At 63.4% G+C, this 19,391-nt stretch carries 16 protein-coding genes; 10 read left to right on the top strand and 6 right to left on the bottom strand.

Annotation, left to right across the window (positions count from 1 at the left end):
- The first annotated feature begins 7 nt into the window (after nt 1–7).
- The 4 genes from V3C85_RS04555 to msrA all read left to right on the top strand — a co-directional run bounded on the left by V3C85_RS04555 (nt 8) and on the right by msrA (nt 4,458).
- On the top strand, nt 8–1,366 hold the full coding sequence (locus V3C85_RS04555; RefSeq protein WP_331793903.1) for a sigma-54-dependent transcriptional regulator: 1,359 nt from the start codon (nt 8–10) through the stop codon (nt 1,364–1,366).
- Nucleotides 1,359–3,437, top strand: coding sequence for a sensor histidine kinase (locus V3C85_RS04550; protein ID WP_331793902.1), 2,079 nt, complete (start codon nt 1,359–1,361; stop codon nt 3,435–3,437). The genes V3C85_RS04555 and V3C85_RS04550 overlap by 8 nt, the downstream gene beginning before the upstream one ends.
- Before the next feature lie 71 nt (nt 3,438–3,508).
- A complete protein-coding gene (msrB, locus tag V3C85_RS04545; protein ID WP_331793901.1) occupies nt 3,509–3,955 on the top strand; it encodes a peptide-methionine (R)-S-oxide reductase MsrB in 447 nt (148 codons plus the stop codon).
- A complete protein-coding gene (msrA, locus tag V3C85_RS04540) occupies nt 3,952–4,458 on the top strand; it encodes a peptide-methionine (S)-S-oxide reductase MsrA (RefSeq protein ID WP_331793900.1) in 507 nt (168 codons plus the stop codon). The genes msrB and msrA overlap by 4 nt, the downstream gene beginning before the upstream one ends.
- Here msrA and V3C85_RS04535 read toward each other — a convergent pair.
- Complete coding sequence (locus V3C85_RS04535) at nt 4,443–5,351, bottom strand: LysR substrate-binding domain-containing protein (RefSeq protein ID WP_331793899.1); 909 nt, start codon at nt 5,349–5,351, stop codon at nt 4,443–4,445. The genes msrA and V3C85_RS04535 overlap by 16 nt on opposite strands.
- 108 nt (nt 5,352–5,459) lie before the next feature.
- Between V3C85_RS04535 and V3C85_RS04530 the strand changes: the two genes are divergently transcribed.
- The 3 genes from V3C85_RS04530 to V3C85_RS04520 all read left to right on the top strand — a co-directional run bounded on the left by V3C85_RS04530 (nt 5,460) and on the right by V3C85_RS04520 (nt 9,150).
- Nucleotides 5,460–6,563, top strand: a complete 1,104-nt coding sequence (locus V3C85_RS04530; protein ID WP_331793898.1) for a glycine cleavage T C-terminal barrel domain-containing protein — start codon at nt 5,460–5,462, stop codon at nt 6,561–6,563.
- 122 nt (nt 6,564–6,685) lie between these two features.
- Nucleotides 6,686–8,287: an AMP-binding protein gene (locus V3C85_RS04525; protein WP_331793897.1), complete on the top strand. Its 1,602-nt coding sequence runs from the start codon at nt 6,686–6,688 to the stop codon at nt 8,285–8,287.
- Between the two features lie 65 nt (nt 8,288–8,352).
- The gene (locus tag V3C85_RS04520; RefSeq protein WP_331793896.1) at nt 8,353–9,150 is read left to right on the top strand and encodes a crotonase/enoyl-CoA hydratase family protein; all 798 of its coding nucleotides are present in this window, start codon (nt 8,353–8,355) and stop codon (nt 9,148–9,150) included.
- Nucleotides 9,151–9,259: 109 nt separating this feature from the next.
- On the opposite strand, the gene tdh is transcribed toward V3C85_RS04520, so the two are convergent.
- From tdh to V3C85_RS04500, 4 genes are all read right to left on the bottom strand, one after another.
- Entirely contained in the window at nt 9,260–10,285 is a 1,026-nt protein-coding gene (gene tdh, locus V3C85_RS04515) for an L-threonine 3-dehydrogenase (RefSeq protein ID WP_331793895.1), read from the bottom strand.
- On the bottom strand, nt 10,282–11,475 hold the full coding sequence (locus V3C85_RS04510; protein WP_331793894.1) for a glycine C-acetyltransferase: 1,194 nt from the start codon (nt 11,473–11,475) through the stop codon (nt 10,282–10,284). The genes tdh and V3C85_RS04510 overlap by 4 nt, the downstream gene beginning before the upstream one ends.
- An 84-nt stretch (nt 11,476–11,559) precedes the next feature.
- Nucleotides 11,560–12,117, bottom strand: a complete 558-nt coding sequence (locus tag V3C85_RS04505) for a helix-turn-helix domain-containing protein (protein WP_331793893.1) — start codon at nt 12,115–12,117, stop codon at nt 11,560–11,562.
- Between the two features lie 36 nt (nt 12,118–12,153).
- Nucleotides 12,154–13,629, bottom strand: a complete 1,476-nt coding sequence (locus V3C85_RS04500) for a protein adenylyltransferase SelO (RefSeq protein ID WP_331793892.1) — start codon at nt 13,627–13,629, stop codon at nt 12,154–12,156.
- A 459-nt stretch (nt 13,630–14,088) separates the two neighbouring features.
- Between V3C85_RS04500 and V3C85_RS04495 the strand changes: the two genes are divergently transcribed.
- The 3 genes from V3C85_RS04495 to V3C85_RS04485 are packed head-to-tail and all read left to right on the top strand — an operon-like array spanning nt 14,089 to nt 18,815.
- Nucleotides 14,089–14,700, top strand: a complete 612-nt coding sequence (locus V3C85_RS04495; protein WP_331793891.1) for a TetR/AcrR family transcriptional regulator — start codon at nt 14,089–14,091, stop codon at nt 14,698–14,700.
- A complete protein-coding gene (locus tag V3C85_RS04490) occupies nt 14,684–15,772 on the top strand; it encodes an efflux RND transporter periplasmic adaptor subunit (protein ID WP_331793890.1) in 1,089 nt (362 codons plus the stop codon). The genes V3C85_RS04495 and V3C85_RS04490 overlap by 17 nt, the downstream gene beginning before the upstream one ends.
- A 4-nt stretch (nt 15,773–15,776) precedes the next feature.
- Complete coding sequence (locus tag V3C85_RS04485; RefSeq protein WP_331794154.1) at nt 15,777–18,815, top strand: efflux RND transporter permease subunit; 3,039 nt, start codon at nt 15,777–15,779, stop codon at nt 18,813–18,815.
- A 371-nt stretch (nt 18,816–19,186) separates the two neighbouring features.
- Here V3C85_RS04485 and V3C85_RS04480 read toward each other — a convergent pair.
- A partial coding sequence (locus V3C85_RS04480; RefSeq protein ID WP_331793889.1) for an IS3 family transposase occupies nt 19,187–19,391 on the bottom strand: 205 nt, incomplete at its 5' end.

Here is a 19,391-nt window from a genome sequence, read left to right as displayed (position 1 = left end):
GCCGACCATGACTGCCGCCGCCCCATCGCCCGCTGGCCCCGCGCCCAGCGATATTGATGCCGTGCTGCAGCATGTCTCGCTTTTGGTGGTGGATGATGAACCGGGCATCCGCAATTTTCTGGTGCGCACGCTTGCCCCGCGCTGCAAACGGGTGGAAGAGGCCGCCGATGCGGCCGAAGCCTCGCGCCTGCTGGATCAGCGCAATTTCGATCTGGTGCTGCTGGACAATGTCATGCCCGGCCAGTCGGGCCTGGACTGGCTGGCCGAACAGCGCCGCGTCGGGTTCTTTGCCGAAGCCATCCTGATGACAGCCTATGCCGATCTGGATACCGCCATTCATGCCATGCGGCTGGGGGCGGCGGATTTCGTGCTGAAACCGTTCCGGTCGAACCAGATCCTGAATGCCATCTCGCGCTGCATGGATCAGCGCTATCTGCGGCGCGAGAACTTTTTGCTGAAATACGAATTGCGGGCCGAGGTGCACAGCCCAAGGGGCCGGCTGATGGGCCATTCCCCCGCCATTGCCGCCATTCGCAAATCGCTGGAGCGCGTGGCCCCAACCCCGGCCCCGGTGCTGATCACCGGCGAAAGTGGCACCGGCAAAGAGGTGGCCGCGCGCACCCTTCATGCCCTGTCAGACCGTGCCGACAAACCCTTTGTGCCCATCAACTGCGCCGCCATCTCGCCCGACCGCATCTCGGCCGATCTGTTCGGCGAACTGGGGTCGGGGCGCGATGGCCTGCTGGTGCAGGCGTCGGGCGGGACGCTGTTTCTGGATGAAATCAGCGAATTGCCGTTGCCGGTGCAGGCCACGCTGTTGCGGGTGATCGAAGACAGCCGCATTCGCCCTGCCGGGGCCGAACGGGAATTGCCGCTGAACCTGCGCTTTGTCTTTGCCACCAACGGCAACCTTGAACAGGCCGTGGCCAGCGGGCGCTTCCGTCAGGATCTTTATCACCGCATCAACGTGGTGCATCTGCGCATGCCGCTGCTGCGCGAACGCGTGCCCGATATTGCCGAGCTGGCCGAAACCTTCATGGGCCAGTTCGCCCGCCAACTGGGCGTGCCGCCCCTGCCCCTGACCGAAGGCGTGCTGCTGGCGCTTGCGGGCTATCACTGGCCGGGCAATGTGCGCGAATTGCGCAATCTGATCGAGCGGTCGTTGATCCTTGGCGAATTCCCCCCCGAATTTGCCGCCGACCCGCAAGACGACCCGGCCGAGGCGTCGGACTCGCTGCAAGCGGTTGAACGCCGCCACATCCTGTCGATCCTTGAGGCCTGCGGCGGCAACCGGGCCGAGGCTGCGCGTCGTCTGGGCATTTCGCGCAAGACGATTGATCGCAAATGCGCCGTGTGGAATGTCTGACCCCCAGCCCTTGTCTGACCCCACGCCCCCGCCCCTGCGCGCCTCGGTGCGCGGGCGTCTGTTGCTGCTGACGCTGCTGCCGCTGCTGATCCTGCTGCCGCTGCTGTTGCTGACCTCGGTCAAAAGCCTGTCTGACCGGCTGGATGAGGTGCTGATCGCCAAGGTGGACAGCGAATTGACCATCGCCCGCCAGCACCTGCGCGGGTTGATGGAAAGCCGCGGGGCCGCGGTCGAGGCCTTGGGCCAATCTGCGGCCCTGATGGCTGCGCTGCGCCTGTCAGAAACCGGGGCCGAGGATCTGGCCGCGTTTCTGGAAGGCCAGCGCCTGCGCCAGGGCCTTGATTTTCTGTATTACGTCGATGCCGCTGGCGTGCCCGTGGTCGCCGCCTCGCTGAACAGCGCCCCAAATCCTTTGGACTGGCCCATCGTGCAACAGGCCATGGCCGGGCGCAGTGTCACCGCCCTTGATGTGCTGCAAGCGGCGCAGTTGCAGGCCCTGTCCCCCGCCCTGGCCCAGCGCGCGCGCATCCCCTTGGTGCCCACCACCGCCGCCCAGCCCACCGACCGGCTGGTCGAGGATCAGGGCATGGTCATCCATGCCGCCGCCCATGCCCCCGGCGGGGCCATCGTGGGGGGGCTGTTGCTGAACCGCAATCTGGGGTTCATCGACGACATCAACGCGCTGGTCTATCCCGAAGGCAGCCTGACCGGCGCAGGCCAGGGCACGGCCACGCTGTTTCTGGGCGATGTCCGCATTTCCACCAATGTGCGCCTGTTCGAGGATGTCCGCGCCCTTGGCACCCGTGTTTCGGTCAGCGTGCGCAACCGCGTGCTGGCCCAGGGCAAGACATGGCTGGACCGCGCCTTTGTGGTGAATGACTGGTATGTGTCGGGCTATCACCCGCTGACCGACAGCTTTGGCCAAATCGTCGGTATGCTTTACGTCGGCTTTCTGGAACGCGATTTCGCCGCCGCACAGGCCCGCACCCTGTGGCAGATCGCGCTGATCTTTCTGGTGGTCGTGCTGATCTCTGTCCCGGTCATGCTGTTGTGGGCGCGCAGCATCTTTCGCCCGCTGGAAAAAATGAATGCCGTCATCGGCCAGGTTGAGGCCGGGCAATTCGGCGCCCGCGTCGGCCGCGTAGCAGTGGATGACGAGATCGCGCGCGTCGCCCATCACCTTGACAGCCTGCTTGATCAGCTGCAACAGCGCGACCGCAGCCTGCGCGACTGGGCCGATGCGCTAGAGCACCGGGTGGCCGAACGCACCGCCGAATTGCAGGCCGCCAACACCCGGCTTGATCTGACCACCCGGCAATTGATCGTGTCGGAAAAGCTGGCCGCGATCGGCGAAATCACCGCCGGTGTGGCCCATGAAATCAACAATCCGCTGGCGGTGATCCAGGGCAATCTGGATGTGATCCAGTCTGATCTTGGCCCCGCCGCCGCCCCCCTGAAAACCGAATTCGCGCTGATCCAGGATCGGATTCAGGCCATTCATGTGCTGATCGGCAAACTGCTGCGCTTTGCCCGGCCCGAAGAATTCGCCGCCCCCGATCACGGCATCGATGTGGCGCAAACCATCCGCGACACCCTGCCCCTGCTGCAACATCTGCTGGTCAAGGGCGGGATCACGCTGGATCTGGCGCTGACCGAAACCCCGCAAATTCTGATGAACAAGACCGAGTTGCAGCAGGTTCTGGTCAATCTGTGCATCAACGCCATTCAGGCCATGCCATCGGGCGGGCGGCTGACACTGGGCTGCCAGACGCTGCCACAGGCCCCCGCACCCAATACCCCCGCGCCCAACACCCCCCAACCCGACACCCCGCCACAGGTTGAACTGACTGTCGCCGACACCGGCCCCGGCATCCCCGACCCCATCGCTGCCCGGATTTTCGACCCGTTCTTCACCACCAAGGGGCGCGACGGCACCGGCCTTGGCCTGTCGATCACCCGCGACATCGTGCAAAAAGCCGGTGGCAGCATCAGCCTGCGCACCACCCCCGGCACGGGCACCCGCTTTGCCATCCGCTTGCCCGCCATGGCCCCGCCGGCCAGCCAAAGCTGACAGTCCCCCAGCGTTGTCTTTCGGCCAAGACCACCCATATATGGCCTACCCCCGATGATCGGAGACACCGCATGACCTATCGCAAGACCGACGATGCCCTGGCCCGCCTGACGCCCGAACAATTCCGCGTCACCCAGCAAAACGGCACCGAACGCCCCTTTACCGGCGAATATGACCACCATTTCGAACCCGGCATCTATGTCGATATCGTCTCGGGCGAACCGTTGTTCGCCTCGGCCGATAAATTCGATTCAGGCTGTGGCTGGCCCGCCTTTGCCAAACCCATCGACGCCAGCATGGTCAGCGAACATGCCGACACCAGCCATGGCATGCGCCGGGTCGAGGTGCGCTCGGCCCATGGCGACAGCCATCTGGGCCATGTCTTTCCCGATGGCCCGCCCAGCATGGGTGGCTTGCGCTATTGCATCAATTCAGCCAGCCTGCGCTTTATTCCGAAAGACCAGATGCAGGCCCAGGGCTATGGCGCCTGGCTGGCCCAAGTAGAGGAAAAGCAATGACCGAACGCGCAGTATTGGCGGGGGGCTGTTTCTGGGGCATGCAGGATCTGATCCGCCGCCTGCCCGGGGTTCAGTCCACCCGCGTGGGCTATACCGGCGGCGATGTGCCCAATGCCACCTATCGCAACCACGGCACCCATGCCGAAGGCATCGAGATCCTGTTTGATCCGACCCAGATCAGCTATCGACAGCTGCTGGAATTCTTTTTCCAGATCCACGACCCCACCACGCTGAACCGGCAGGGCAATGATCTGGGCATGTCCTACCGCTCGGCCATCTATTACACCTCGGAAAGCCAGCATCAGGTGGCACTTGATACGATTGCCGATGTCAATGCCTCGGGCCTGTGGCCGGGGCCTGTCGTCACCGAAGTGGCCCCGGTGGGCGATTTCTGGCAGGCAGAGCCGGAACATCAGGATTATCTCGAACGTATCCCCAACGGCTATACCTGCCACTTTGCCCGCCCCGGTTGGGTGCTGCCAAAGCGTCAGGCCGCCGAATAAGGCGGGCCCATCCCCGCCTCGGCGCGCAGCCAATCAACCAGCAGGCCCACATCCGGATGCGGGTCTGCCAGCTTTGGCTCCAGCAGCCAGAACGCTTCTTCAATCGGGACGGTCAGATCAAACGGCGCGATCAGCCGTCCCGATGCCAGATACCCCTGCACCAGCGAAGACCGGCCCAAGGCCACGCCGCCGCCCTGCGCGGCCAGTTCCATCGCGGTCAGCGATGTGTCCAGTTGCAGCCCCTGCCCCGGATCAACCCGCCGCGCCCCGGCCGCATTCAGCCAGATGCCCCAGCCCTGCTGATAGCCCAAGACATGCAACAACCGATGCCCGGCCAGATCATCGGGCTGTGCCAGCGCCAGCCGCGCGGGCAGATCGGGCGCGCACAGCGGGGTAATCCGCTCCCATGTCAGGCGGTGGCTGGCAAAGCCGGGCCAGGTGCCCGTGCCGTATTGGATATCCAGATCAAACAGATCCTTGTCAAAGCTTTCATTCCAGACACTGGAAATGACCCGCAGCGACAGATCAGGGTGCCGGTCCAGAAAGGCAGGCAGACGCGGCGTCAGCCAGTTCACCGCGAAAGACACCGCACAGCGCAGGGTCAGCGCGCGGTTCTTGCGCCGCCCGAACACCTCTCGGGTGCCAATGGCCAGGCGGTCCAGCGCATCCTGCACCTTGGGCAGATAGGCCGCGCCCAGCTTGGTCAGTTCCAGACTGCGCGGCCTGCGCACGAACAACGGCTGCTGCAAATGCAATTCCAGCGACCGCACATGTTTGGAAATCGCCGCCTGCGTCACATGCAATTCAGCGGCGGCCTGGGTGAAACTCAGCGTGCGGGCCGCGGCCTCAAAGGCGCGCAGCCAGGTCAGCGGCGGTAACTCGGTCTGTGCCATGGCCACTCCCAACGCAGGCATAACTTTTTATAGGGGCATTGGCCCTGAATACGTCGTTTGACGCCGCCCCGCCAGATGGATCATCTCTGCCCCAAAGGGGAGATCCACATGTTCAACGTATTCCCGACGGCCCGCCTGCGCCCGTCGCCATTCTACGAATCCGCCGTGGCCGAAGGCATGACCGCGGCCAGCATCTACAACCGCATGATCATGCCCACCTCTTACGGCAACCGCGAGGCGGAATACTGGCGCCTGATCAACGGCGTATCGCAATGGGATGTGGGGGTGGAACGCCAGGTTCAGATCAAGGGCCCCGACGCAGGCAAGCTGGCGCAGATCATGTCGCCGCGCGACCTGTCGAAATGCAAGGTCGGTCAGGGTAAATATGTGCCCCTGTGCAACCATCGCGGCACCATTATCAACGACCCGATCCTGCTGAAACTGGATGAAGACCTGTATTGGTTCTCGATCGCCGACAGCGACATCTGGTTCTGGGCCAGCGCCCTGGCTGCCGAACGCGGCCTGGATGTCGAGGTCAGCGAACCCGACGTGTCGCCCATGGCGCTGCAAGGCCCCAAGGCCGAAGATGTGGTGGCCCATGTGATGGGCGATTGGGTGCGCGAACTCAAATACTTCTGGTTCAAAGAAACCGAAATCGATGGCATCCCCGTCGCCGTGCAACGCTCGGGCTGGTCAAAACAGGGCGGGTTTGAAATCTACTTGCGCGACGGCACCAAGGGCACCCAGCTTTGGAACATCTTCAAAGAGGCGGGCCAGCCCTGGGGCATCGGCCCCGGATCGCCCGCCACGGCCGAACGCACCGAAAGCGGGCTGGTGTCAGTCGGTGGCGATACCGACGATCAGACCAACCCGTTCGAGGTGCGCCTCGGCAAATATGTCGATCTGGGCGTGCCCGATGATGTGGTGGGCATCAAGGCCCTGCGCCGCATCCATGACGAAGGCCCCAAACGCCACCAGCTTGGCCTGATCCTTGACGGCGGCATCCCCGCCCCCCTTGGGTTCCGGCGCGAAGATATCCGGCTGGATGGCATCATCGTCGGCATGATGACAAACTGCGTCTGGTCGCCCCGGATGATGGCCAATATCGGCTATGCGCTGATCGCCTCTGATGTCAAACCCGGCGCCACGGTCGAGGTGATGCGCGACAGCGGCCCGGTTTCGGCCCGTCTGGTGGAATTGCCCTTCCTCTGATCGGCCACAAACCCGGCCCCTTGGGACTTGGAAAATCAGCCCTGCCACGGCAGGCTGCACATCACAGAGGGCGGCCACAGCCAGGGCCGCCCCACGCCGGATCAGGGGGGAGAGACTGACCCATGCATGCCCATTACACCGCCGCGGCCCCGGTTGCGGCCAATCATGTGCCCTTGTCGCCCCTGTCCTTTCTGGAACGGGCCGAGGTGGTCTATGCCACCCACCCCGCCACCACCTATGGCGACATCACACAGACTTGGGCCCAGGTCGGCCAGCGGGTGCGCGCGGTCGCCGCAGGCCTTGCCGCGCGCGGCATCGGCCTTGGCGATACCGTCTCGGTCTTGTCACCCAACCGGCCTGAACTGTTTGAACTGCACTATGCCGTGCCACTGGTCGGCGCCGTGCTGAACACGATCAACACCCGGCTGGAAACCGAAACCGTCGCCTATATCCTTGACCACTCGGATTGCAAACTGGTGCTGGCCGACACGTCGCTGACGCAACTGTTGCGCGATGCCTTTGCCCTGAACGGCAAGGCGATTGACGTGATCGACATCGGCACCGGCGGCTTTGGCGATGCGAATTACGATCAGCTTGCCGCCAGCCCCCCGATGCCATGGCACCTGCCGCAAGATGAATGGCAGGCCTTGGCGCTGAATTACACATCCGGCACCTCGGGCCGGCCCAAAGGCGTGATCTATCACCACCGTGGGGCCTATCTGATGGCCTTGGGCACCACCGCCGGCTGGGCGCTGCCCCAGAACCCGGTCTATATGTCGGTCGTGCCCATGTTTCATTGCAACGGCTGGAACCACCCTTGGGCCATGGCGATCGTCGGCGCGCATCTGATCTTCCCGACCGACCCGTCGCCCAAAGGGCTGATGGCCACCATCCGCGCCCATGGCGTCACCCATTTCGGCGCGGCCCCGGTGATCTTGCAAATGCTGTGTGACAGCCCCGATGCCAGGCCCTTTGATCCACAGGTCAAGGCGCTGACCGCAGGGGCACCGCCCCCGCCCGCCGTGCTGGAAAAGGCGGCCCGTCTGGGGCTGCAAGTCATGCAGGTTTACGGGCTGACCGAAACCTATGGCCATATCTCGCAATGCCTGTGGCAAGACGACTGGTCGGCCCTGACCCAGGCCGAACAGGCCGAAAAACAGGCGATGCAGGGCGTGACCTTTCCCATGGTGCAGGGCATCCGCGTCGTCAACCGCGACACCGGGGCCGATGTGCCCGCCGATGGGGTCACCCAGGGCGAAATCGCCATTCGCGGCAATACGGTGATGAAGGGCTATTACAAAGACCGCCCCGCCACGGATGAGGCGTTTCAGGGCGGCTGGTTCTGGTCGGGCGATGCCGCGGTGATGCACCCCGACGGCTATCTGCAGATCCGCGACCGTCTGAAAGATGTCATCATCTCGGGGGGCGAAAACGTCTCGTCGGTCGAGGTCGAGGCCGTGCTTTACCGCCACCCCGCCGTGCAGGCCGCCGCCGTTGTCGCCCGGCCCCATCCGCTGTGGGGCGAGGCGCCTTGCGCCTTTGTCGAATTGCGCGACGGCCATCACGCCACCGAAGCCGAGATCATCGCCCATTGCCGCAGCCATCTGGCCGGGTTCAAGACGCCCAAATGGGTGCGGATGCAAGACCTGCCCAAAACCGCCACCGGCAAGATCCAGAAATTCATTCTGCGCAATGCCGCCAAGGCGCTTGCGCCCGACGCCTGACCAGACCAAACCGAACCGAACCCGAACTGTTGCCCGACCGATCCACGACCACCAAGGAACCCCGCATGAAAGCCCTTCCCACCCTGTCCAACCTGACGCTGGATCTTCATGACGACGGCGTTCTGATCGCCACCCTGAACCGCCCGGCCAAGCGCAATGCGCTGAATGCGGAAACCATCGAAGAACTGATCACCCTGTTCACGACGCTGCCGCAAACCGGCGTCAAGGCTGTGGTTCTGGCCGCCCAAGGCGACCATTTCTGCGCGGGCCTTGATCTGGTCGAACATCACAAGGAAGACCGCACCCCTGCCGAATTCTGGCAATTGTGCCTGCGCTGGCACGAGGCCTTCAACAAGATGGAATATGGTGGCGTGCCGATCATCGCGGCGCTGAAAGGCGCGGTTGTGGGCGGCGGGCTGGAACTGGCCTCGTCGGCCCATATCCGCGTGGCCGATGCCAGCACCTATTTCGCCCTGCCCGAAGGCACACGCGGCCTGTTCACCGGTGGCGGCGCCACCATCCGCGTGGCCGATCTGGTCGGCAAGGCCCGGATGATCGACATGATGCTGACAGGCCGGGTTTACAAGGCGCAAGAGGCCGTGGATGTGGGCCTTGCGCAATACCTTGTCGAAGGCTCCAGCTTTGACGCGGCCTTGGCCCTTGCACAGCGCGCGGCCCAGAACCTGCCGCTGACCAATTTCGCCATCTGCTCGGCGATCAGCCACATGAACAACATGTCAGCCCTTGATGCCGCCTATGCCGAGGCCTGTGTGGCCGGCGTCGTCAACACCCAGGCTGCCGCCCGCGAACGGCTGGATGCCTTTGCCAAAGGCACCGGCCCCCGCATCCGGCCAAATTCCTAAGCCCGGCCATGGGGGCCCGCTGCGGCCCCCAGCGGTTAAAATCGGATAAGGTTTGGTGCGCAAGTCATTGATTTTGCTTGCGCGCCTTGGTATCGTTGCCAGAGACACCCTAACCCCAATCCAGCACCACCTTGCCCGACTGCCCCGAGCGCATGGCCGCAAAGCCTGCCTCGAACTGATCGACGGCCAAGCGATGCGTGATCACGCCCCGCACATCCAGCCCGTTCTCGATCATCGCGATCATCTTGTACCAGGTCTCAAAGATCTCGCGGCCATAGACGCCCTTGATCGTCAGCGCCTTGAACACGATCCGGCTCCAGTCCACCGGGCTTTTGCCGGGCGGAATGCCCAGCATCGCAATGCGCCCCCCCATCGTCATCGCCTCGACCATCTGATCGAAGGCCGCCTGACTGCCGCTCATCTCCATCCCGACATCAAAGCCTTGGGTCATCTTCAGGCCGGGAAACAGGCTGCGCAACTCGGTGGTCGCCACATTCACCGGCACCACATCGGCCACCCGCCCCGCCAGATCCAGCCGGGCCGGGTTCACATCGGTGATCACCACATGCCGTGCCCCCACATGCCGGGCCACGGCGGCGGCCATGATGCCAATCGGTCCCGCCCCGGTGATCAGCACATCCTCGCCCACCAGATCGAAACTCAGCGCCGTATGCACCGCATTGCCCAACGGATCGAGGATCGCCCCGATTTCGTCATCAACCGCATCCGGCAAGGGCACCACGTTGAAGGCCGGCAGGCGCAGATATTCGGCAAAGGCCCCCGGTTCGTTGACCCCGATCCCCCGCGTGGCCGGATCAAGGTGAAACTTGCCCGCCCGCGCCTGACGGCTGGTCTTGCCGATCAGATGCCCCTCGCCCGACACCCGCTGCCCCAAGCTCAGGTCGCGCACATCGCGGCCCAGTTCGACAATCTCGCCCGCGAATTCATGGCCCGTGATCAGCCCCACCGGCACCGTCTTGCGCGCCCAGTCATCCCAGTTCCAGATATGCACATCGGTGCCGCAAATCCCGGTCTTGCGGATGCGGATCAGAACATCCTCGGGCCCGATCTCGGGCACGGGGCGATCCTCCATCCACAGCCCTTCGGCATCGCGCGATTTCACAAGGCATTTCATGCGATCACCCCCAGCTTGCGCCCCGCCTTGGCAAAGGCATCCAAGGCGACATCAAGATCGGCCCGGGTCAGCCTTGCATTCATCTGGGTGCGGATGCGCGCCCGCCCCTTGGGCACCACGGGAAAGAAGAACCCGGCCACATGCACCCCCAACCGGCCCAGTTCTGCCGCCATGTCTTGCGCCAGCCGCGCCTCGCCCAGCATCACCGGCACGATCGGATGCGCGCCGGGCAACAGATCAAAGCCAAGATCGGCAAGGCCCGCCCGCCAATAGGCGGCGTTGTCAAAAAGCTGCGTCCGCAGATCGTCGGCGGCCTCGACGATTTCCAGCGCGGCAAGCCCGGCCCCCACCACCGCAGGCGGCAGGGCGTTGGAAAACAGATAGGGCCGCGCGCGTTGGCGCAACAGATCAATCACCGCCTGCGGCCCGGCCACATAGCCGCCCAAAGCGCCGCCAAGGGCCTTGCCCAAGGTGCCGGTCAGAATATCGACCGACAGCCCGAAATGCGCGGGCGTTCCGCGCCCCTGCGGCCCCATGAAACCGGTGGCATGGCAATCATCCACCATGACCATCGCGCCATAGCGATCAGCCAAAGCCTTGATTTCCGGCAGTTTCGCCAGATACCCGTCCATCGAGAACACGCCATCCGTTGCGATCAGGATGAACCGCGCGCCCCCATCGCGGGCGGCCTGCAACTGCGCCTCCAGATCCGCCATATCGGCATTGGCATAGCGATAGCGCCGCGCCTTGCACAGGCGGATGCCGTCGATGATGCTGGCATGGTTCAGGCTGTCGGAAATCACCGCATCCTCGGGCCCCAGCAGCGGCTCGAACAGCCCGCCATTGGCGTCGAAACAGGCGGCGAACAGAATGGCATCCTTGGCCCCCAGAAACGCCGCCAGCCGCGATTCCAGCGCGCGATGCGCATCGGCCGTGCCGCAGATAAAGCGCACCGACGCCATGCCATAGCCGCCCGCATCCATCGCCGCCTTGGCCGCCGCCACCAGACGCGGATCATCGGCCAACCCCAGATAATTGTTGGCGCAGAGGTTCAGCATCTGCTGCCCTTGCATCGTGACATGGGCCCCCTGCGCGCCGTGGATCAGCCGTTCACGCTTGAACAGGCCTTCGGCCTCGATCCCGGCCAGCACTGTGCCCAGATGGTCCAGAAATGCCGCTTTATCCGCCATACCAGAAATCCTCCGCTTTACCGGATCAAGCCACAGCCATGCCAATCTGTCAAGATAGCGGATTTTATCCGTAATGACGGAATATCAGCTACCTTGCACGATCAGAATGGCGCGTGCAGGCCCGCCATCGGCCACGATCTGATGCCTTCGGTCGGCGGGATAGCGCGCCACATCGCCCGGCCCCAACCGTTCCTCTGCCTCGCCTGCCGTCACCCGCAAGCGCCCCGACAACACGGTCAGATGCTCTCGGCAGCCCTGACGATGCGGGTCGCTGATCAGCGCGGCCCCGGCCTGAAAGCTCAGCTCATAGACTTCATGCTCGCCCACCGACTCAGGCGGCGACAGGATGCGGATTTTCACCCCCTCGGCGCGCTGCATCACGGGGGCAGCGGCAGAGCGAACCACCTCGATCACCGGGGCGGGCTTTGGCTCGATCAGCCCGGCGAAATCCACCTGCAAGGCCTGCGTCAGGTTCCACAGCGTGGCAACCGTGGGGCTGCTTTCGCCCCGTTCGATCTGGCTGACCATGCTGCGGCTGACGCCCGACAATTTGGCCACGGCATCAAGGCTAAGGCCACGGGCGCGGCGCGCCTCTCGCAACGCGGTGGCCAGCCGGTCGTGGATGTCTGATCTGGGATTCATGCGCCAAACTTTGCCCTGCGCATATGCGGGCGTCAATCAGGTGCCGCAAAAGGTGACATAATCGCCAAAGCCCGCAGGGGCCGGCAGGGCATAGGCTTCGCGCCCCGGACCATCGCGGAAAGGGTCTGTCACCTGTGCCAGCAGGGCGTGGAACGGGGCCAGATCGCCGGTATCGGCGGCTTGCAGGGCCTCTTCCACCTTGTGATTGCGCGGGATGATCAGCGGATTGACCGCCCGCATCGCCGCCGCCGCATCGGGGGCCAGACGGGCCCGCCAGCGGGGCAGCCACGCCTCCATCCGCGCGAAATCGTCGAACAGCGGGCGCAGGCTGGCCTCGGTGCCCCGCGCCGCATCGGCCAGACGGCGCAGCGTCAGAGTCCAGTCGGCGCCGACCATCGCGGCCAGCAGATCGTCGATCAGCGCGGCATCATCGGGCTGGGCCCCGGCCAGCCCCAGCTTGGCCCGCATCACCGATACCCACGCCGCCTGATACTGGCCGGCAATGGCGCCAAGACGGTCGTTCAGCCGTTCCACAGTCGCCTCGGCCTCGCCCGGGATCAGCGGCACCAAAGCCTCGGCCAGTCGCGCCATGTTCCAGCCCAGGATCAGCGGCTGATTGCCCAAGGCATAGCGCCCCTGCCGATCAATCGACGAAAACACCGCGCCCGGCGCATACGCCTCGACAAAGGCGCAGGGGCCATAGTCGATCGTTTCCCCCGAGATGGTGACATTGTCGGTGTTCATCACGCCATGGACAAAGCCAAGGCCCATCCATTGCGCAACCAAGGCGCATTGCCGCGACACCACCCGGTCGAAAAACGCCAGAACGCGATCATCGCGGCCCAGAAGATCGGGGTCGTGGCGCGCAATGGCGTAATCGGCAAGGGCACCAAGCTGGGCCAGATCGCCCCGCGCCGACCAGAACTGAAAGCTGCCCACCCGCAGATGGCTGGATGCCACGCGGCACACCACGGCACCGGGCAAACGGCCAGATTCGCGCCGCACCTCTTCGCCCGTCAGGGCCACGGCCAGCGAACGGGTGGTCGGCACACCAAGTGCGGCCATCGCCTCGGAGATCAGATATTCACGCAGCATCGGCCCCAAGGCGGCCTTGCCATCGCCCCCGCGCGAAAACGGCGTGCGGCCCGAACCTTTCAGCTGAATATCCCAGCGGCGCCCATCGGGGGCGATATGTTCGCCCAGCAAATGCGCGCGGCCATCCCCCAGTTGCGGCGAAAAGCCCCCGAACTGATGGCCCGCATAGGCCAAGGCCACCGGAGCCGCCCCCGGCGGCTGCGCGCCCCCGGCAAACCAGCCCGGATTGGCGGACAAAAGCTGCGGGTCCACCCCCAGATCGCGGGCCAGATCGGTGTTCAGGCACACCAGTTGCGGATCAGGCGCGGCATCAGGGGCCTGGGCCACATAGCTGCCGGGCAGATCGCGCACCCATGAATTGTCAAAACAGAACGATCCGCCGACCGCTGCGCCTGCTGCATTGCGTTGTTCTGTCATCACGCCCCCATCTTTTTGTCACCCCAACATGGGCCCTTGTCGCGGCAAAGCAAGGCTGAACCAAGCGGGCACCTCTCCTGCACAAGGGTTCCGTCCCCTCTCGGGATATTGGCAGACTGGATGGCAGCATCGCTGTAAAATTGCTGGCGACCTTGCTTGCCGGTCGGCTTCACTGCTCAATCCATATCAGGATCGAACCAGATCGATAGCGGTCCGCGCCGCGTGGCAAGGTCAGGGCTGGTCGATCAGCGCGGTCAGCCCATTGATCAACGTCCGCCATCCTGCTGATTTCATCAGAAAACCCAGCACACCGCTTTTGCAACCGGGCCAGGCATCCCCGAAAAGACCGCCACAGCCCCGTCCCGTCAGAGGGGGCCGTCGCCATCGTCAGGATTTTACAGATTGACAAAAGACGGCAATTTGTAAATCACGGCGCGACCAGATGCATGGGCGATTCCGATGGGCAATTTGCAAACAGAGATCCTTGATGCGGCCATGCGGATTTTTGCCCGCTATGGCGTGAAACGCACCAGCATGAGCGATCTGTGCGAAGAGGTCGGCGTGTCGCGCCAAAGCCTTTACAATCGCTTTCGCAACAAGGACGACATCCTGCGCGGCCTGATCGAGCGATACACCGATCAGGCGATCCTTGAGATCACGCAGGAATTGCAGGGGCTGAACCGGCTGGACCAGCAGCTTGACGTGATCTTTCAGCACATGGTGGTCACCGGCTTTGACATCGTCCGCGCCATGCCCAATGCGCAGGAATTCTTTGATGGCGTCAATGCCGTCAGCCAAGAGGCGCTGGAACAATCGGCAGAGCGGTTCCGCGCCGTCATCGCCAAAGTCCTGGCCCCGCACGAAGCAGCCCTGACCCGCGCGGGCCTGAGCGTTGCCGGGCTTGCCGATTTCATCCAAAGGGCTGCCAAAGCTGCGGGCACACGGATTCAGGACCGCGACCAGTTCATCAGCCAGCTGCGCACGTTGCGGCAGCTTTGCCTTGCTGCGGCAGCGGCAGACCTGCCCGCCCCCCCACAAACCAAGGAGACAAGCCATGGCCAAGGCGCATAAGCCCACCACAGAAAACCGCGCCGCGCCGCGCCATCGGGGGCTTGTCCCTGCCCTCGCCGCCGCGCTGGCGCTTGGCTTGGCCGCGCCGATGGCCCAGGCCGACGAACCGCTTGTCAAGCTGACGCAGGTCAACTCGGGCGCGGCACAGGTGCAGCGGGTGTTTTTCGGCAAGGCCGTTGCCCGCGAAACCGTTGATCTTGCCTTTCAGGTCAGCGGCCAGATCGTTGACCTTGACCTGACCGAAGGCGCACAGCTTGCCAACGGATCGGTCGTGGCCCAGATGGATCTGGAACCCTTTGAGCTGGCGCTGGAACAGGCGCAGGTCAATGCGGCGCAGGCGCTGCGCCTTGTCCAGCGTTACGAACAACTGGCCGGGTCTTCGGTGGCCGAAACCAATCTGGAAGATGCCCGCACCGCCCTGCAACTGGCGGATGTCGCCGTGCGCAGCGCCACGCGTGATCTCGAGCATGCCACATTGCATGCGCCCTTTGATGCCATCGTCGCCACCCGTCTGGTGCCCAATTTCTCGACCGTCATGGCGGGCACACCCGTTGTTCGCCTGCATGACATGTCTGAATTGCGGATCGAAATCGACGTGCCGGAAACGGTGTTTCAGCGCGCCGGGCGCGACCCTGACGTGACGCTAGAGGCCAAGTTCCCGGCAAGCGATCAGCTTTATCCGCTGGTGATCCGGGAGTTCAACGCCGAAACAGCGGATATCGGGCAGACCTACAGCATCACGCTTGGCATGCCTTTGCCCAAGGAATTCGTCGTTCTGCCCGGATCATCGGCGCAGGTGACCGCAACGCTGAAAACCGATGGCCACAGCATCGAAGTGCCGAAATCCGCCATTGTCATCGGCAATGACAACCAGCCGCATGTGATGGTTTTTGATCCGCCCGGCGCTGCGCAAGGCACCGTCACGCGCCGGCCAGTGGAGATCACCCCGACAGATCGCGGCACGGTTCAGATCGTCAGCGGCCTGAGCGATGGCGAAGAAATCGTGGTCAGTGGCGCGGGCCAGCTTGACGATGGCGCAGCCGTGCGCCGCTTTGCAGGCTTTGGAAACTGATCCCATGGATATCGCACGCTTTTCCATCGACCGACCGATCTATACCTGGATCATCATGCTGATCTGCCTTTTGGGCGGCATCTGGGGCTTTGGCACGCTGGGGCGGCTGGAAGATCCAGCTTTTACCATCAAGACGGCTGTCATCGTCACGCAATATCCCGGCGCTTCGGCGCAAGAGGTGGCGGTAGAGGTGACAGAACCGCTGGAATCCCAGATCCAGAAGATGGGCGAGGTCAAGGATATCGAATCCATGAACCAACCCGGTCTGTCATGGATCACCGTGAACATGCAGGATACCTTTGACGGGTCGGAACTGCCGCAGATCTGGACAAAGCTGCGCGCCAAGGTGGCCGAGGCCGCCTTGCCCAATGGGGCAAGCCAGCCCTTTGTCAACGACGGTTTCGGCGATGTTTACGGGCTGTATTACGCGGTCACCGCCGAAGGCTTTTCCGATGCCGAAATCAATGAGCTTTCCACCTATCTGCGGCGCGAGCTTTTGCTGGTTTCGGGTGTGTCGGATGTGGCGCTGTCTGCCGTTCCGAACGAGGTCATCTATGTCGAGCCTGACCCGGCCCTGACCACCACGCTGGGCATTCCACCGGCCGCAATCATCGGGGCGGTGGCCAGTTCGAACGAGGTCGTCGATGGCGGTGCCTTGCAAAGCGACAGCGGGCGCACCCTGCTGCAACGACCCAAGGGGTCAGACAGCGTGTCGGAAGTCGCGGCCCTGTCGATCGGCGTCGGCGGCCAGGTCATCAACCTTGCCGACTTTACCAATATCTACCGCGGGCGCGAGGCCGACCCCGGCCTGATCGTGCGTCATAACGGGGTCGAGGCCTTTACGCTGGGCGTCGCCGGGATTGCCACGGAAAACATCGTCGAGGTCGGCAAGCGCGTTGACACCCGGCTGGACGAGTTGCGCAAGACCCTGCCGCTGGGGATCGAAATCCAGTCGATCTATCGCCAGCACACGGTCGTCGAAGAGGCATCGAACGCCTTTCTGGTCAATCTGGCCATGTCGGTCATCATCGTTGTTGTGGTGCTGGCGGTGTTCATGGGCTGGCGCGCGGCGGTGGTCGTTGGCGCGACGCTTTTGCTGACCGTGGTCGGCACGCTGTTCTTCATGGCCCTTGGCGCGATCGAAATGGAGCGGATCTCGCTTGGCGCCCTGATCATCGCCATGGGGATGCTGGTCGATAATGCCATCGTCGTCGCCGAGGGGATGCAGATCTCGATGCGCCACGGCAAATCTTCCCGCGAGGCCGCAACCGATGCGGCAAGCCGCACGCAGATACCGCTTTTGGGGGCGACCGTGATCGGGATCATGGCCTTTGCCGGTATCGGCCTAAGCCCCGATGCAACGGGGGAATTCCTGTTCTCGCTGTTCGCCGTGATCGCCATTTCGCTTTTGCTGTCTTGGGTGCTGGCCATCACGGCCACCCCGTTGCTGGGCCATTACTTCTTTCAACGCGGCAAAGACGGTGCGTCAGACGGCTATGACGGCGCCCTGTTCCGCGCCTATGCCAATGTCTTGCACGGCTCGCTGCGGATGCGGTGGCTGGTGATTGGCGCTTTGATCGCGGGCACGGCGGTGTGCTATGCGATGTTTGGCCAGATCAAGCAGCAGTTCTTTCCCGACAGCAACACCCCGCTTTACTTTGTCCATTACAAGCTGCCGCAGGGGTCTTCGATCCACCAAACCTCGGCCGATATTGCGGTGCTGGAAGACTGGCTTGTGGCGCGCGACAATGTCGAGGCCGTCACCGCCTTTGCCGGACAGGGTGCCGCGCGTTTCATGTTGACCTATCAGGCCGAAGACCCGAACCCCAGCTATGGCCATCTGATCGTCCGCGTCACCTCGCTTGAGGTGATCGAAGATGAAATGAACCAGTTGGAGGCCTTTGCCACCACGGCCCTGCCACAGGGGGAATTCCGGGTCAAACGGCTGGCCTTTGGTCCGGGGGGCGGCGCGCCCATCGAAGTGCGCTTTTCGGGCCGCGACCCGAATGTTCTGCGCGATCTGGCGGATGAGGCGATAGACAGGATGCAGGCGGCCTCGGCCAACATCATCACCCCGCGTCAAGACTGGCGCGAGCGTGAACTGGTGCTGCGCCCGCTGTATGCCGAAGAACGGGCACAGGATGCCGGGATCTCGCGCACCGATATCACCATGGTCTTGCAATATGCCTCAGACGGGGCAACCGGCGGCACCTTCCGCGAGCGTGATCGCCAGATCCCCATTGTCGTGCGGGTGCCAAGGGACAGCGACCTGGCCCTGACCGACCATCTGGTCTATTCGGAAAGCGGCAACACGCTGATCTCGCTGGGTCAGGTGATCGACGGCTTTACCTTTGAACCGCAAGACACGCTGGTTTATCGCCGCAACCGTTCAGAGGTGATCACCGTCGGCGCCGACATCCCCCGAGACGCCACAGCTGCGCAGGTTCAGGTCGAAATTCAGGCCACCATCGAAGAGATGGCCCTGCCCGATGGCTACAAGATGGAATGGGGGGGCGAGCTTGAAAGCTCGACCGAGGCGCAGGCCGCGCTTGGGGCACAATTGCCGGTCAGCCTGATCATCATGGTTCTGATCTCGGTGCTTTTGTTCAACGCCCTGCGTCAGCCCGTCATCATCTGGCTTCTGGTGCCGATGGCGGTCAACGGCGTCAGCCTGGCCCTTTTGGGCGCCGGGATGCCCTTTACCTTTACCGCGCTTCTGGGGCTTTTGTCGCTGTCGGGGATGCTGATCAAGAACGGCATCGTTCTGGTCGAGGAGATCGACCTGACACGAGAGGCCGATCCGTCCATGCCCTTGGAACAGGCCATCGTCTCGGCCTCTGTGTCACGCTTGCGCCCGGTCTTTCTGGCCGCCGCGACGACGATCCTTGGCATGTTGCCGCTGTTGACAGATGCCTTCTTCAAGTCGATGGCCGCAACGATCATGGGCGGCCTGGCCTTTGCCTCGGTCCTGACGCTGATTGCAGCACCTGTGCTGTATTACATCATGTTCAAGGGCAAGGCCGCAGCCCCAAGCGCCAGCTAACCCGCCCCCCCCCCGGCCCATCGTCGGGGGGGCGACCCGCCATGACAAAGTTACGCGCGATCCGGCCAAGGACGGCCGGACGCCATTCACAGGCCGCGCCCGGATGGAATTCGGCAGAAGGCCTGCGCTTTCAACGCCCTGCCCTTGCGTCGGCGGACGGGTAAGCCGCGAGATGATCCTTTCGTCAAACACCAAAGACTGACTGAGAAGCGTAGACTAATTTTTTCTTTATTTTCAGTTCATTAAAGAACATGCGATTTTGCCGCAGAACCGTCTCAGCGCCGCAAATCTGACTTTCGTCATCAGAAAACTGACCTGAATTGGTCTTGGCAGACGATCGGACACTCAACAATGCGGGCCTTCAGAGATATCTAAAGCCAACGAAGGCTCGCATTGTTACACCATCCGACAAACGCACCCGGCCCAAAGCTGCTGTTCCTAACGTGTTTGCGCTGCGGGTTGTAGAAAAACTCGATGTAGTCGAACACGTCTTGGCGCGCTTCTTCGCGGGTTTTGTATTTCCTGCGACGGATGCGTTCGCGTTTGAGCAGGTTGAAGAAGCTCTCTACGACAGCA

This window comes from Pseudotabrizicola sp. L79 (genome assembly GCF_036553525.1).
Classification (GTDB): domain Bacteria; phylum Pseudomonadota; class Alphaproteobacteria; order Rhodobacterales; family Rhodobacteraceae; genus Pseudotabrizicola.
This window is presented reverse-complemented; position numbering and strand designations above follow the sequence as displayed.

Excerpts from the sequence above, each read along its gene's own strand:
- V3C85_RS04555 (WP_331793903.1), top strand. The coding sequence starts at position 8 with ATGACTGCCGCCGCCCCATCGCCCGCTGGCCCCGCGCCCAGCGATATT.
- V3C85_RS04550 (WP_331793902.1), top strand. The coding sequence starts at position 1,359 with ATGTCTGACCCCCAGCCCTTGTCTGACCCCACGCCCCCGCCCCTGCGC.
- msrB (WP_331793901.1), top strand. The coding sequence starts at position 3,509 with ATGACCTATCGCAAGACCGACGATGCCCTGGCCCGCCTGACGCCCGAA.
- msrA (WP_331793900.1), top strand. The coding sequence starts at position 3,952 with ATGACCGAACGCGCAGTATTGGCGGGGGGCTGTTTCTGGGGCATGCAG.
- V3C85_RS04535 (WP_331793899.1), bottom strand. The coding sequence starts at position 5,351 with ATGGCACAGACCGAGTTACCGCCGCTGACCTGGCTGCGCGCCTTTGAG.
- V3C85_RS04530 (WP_331793898.1), top strand. The coding sequence starts at position 5,460 with ATGTTCAACGTATTCCCGACGGCCCGCCTGCGCCCGTCGCCATTCTAC.
- V3C85_RS04525 (WP_331793897.1), top strand. The coding sequence starts at position 6,686 with ATGCATGCCCATTACACCGCCGCGGCCCCGGTTGCGGCCAATCATGTG.
- V3C85_RS04520 (WP_331793896.1), top strand. The coding sequence starts at position 8,353 with ATGAAAGCCCTTCCCACCCTGTCCAACCTGACGCTGGATCTTCATGAC.
- tdh (WP_331793895.1), bottom strand. The coding sequence starts at position 10,285 with ATGAAATGCCTTGTGAAATCGCGCGATGCCGAAGGGCTGTGGATGGAG.
- V3C85_RS04510 (WP_331793894.1), bottom strand. The coding sequence starts at position 11,475 with ATGGCGGATAAAGCGGCATTTCTGGACCATCTGGGCACAGTGCTGGCC.
- V3C85_RS04505 (WP_331793893.1), bottom strand. The coding sequence starts at position 12,117 with ATGAATCCCAGATCAGACATCCACGACCGGCTGGCCACCGCGTTGCGA.
- V3C85_RS04500 (WP_331793892.1), bottom strand. The coding sequence starts at position 13,629 with ATGACAGAACAACGCAATGCAGCAGGCGCAGCGGTCGGCGGATCGTTC.
- V3C85_RS04495 (WP_331793891.1), top strand. The coding sequence starts at position 14,089 with ATGGGCAATTTGCAAACAGAGATCCTTGATGCGGCCATGCGGATTTTT.
- V3C85_RS04490 (WP_331793890.1), top strand. The coding sequence starts at position 14,684 with ATGGCCAAGGCGCATAAGCCCACCACAGAAAACCGCGCCGCGCCGCGC.
- V3C85_RS04485 (WP_331794154.1), top strand. The coding sequence starts at position 15,777 with ATGGATATCGCACGCTTTTCCATCGACCGACCGATCTATACCTGGATC.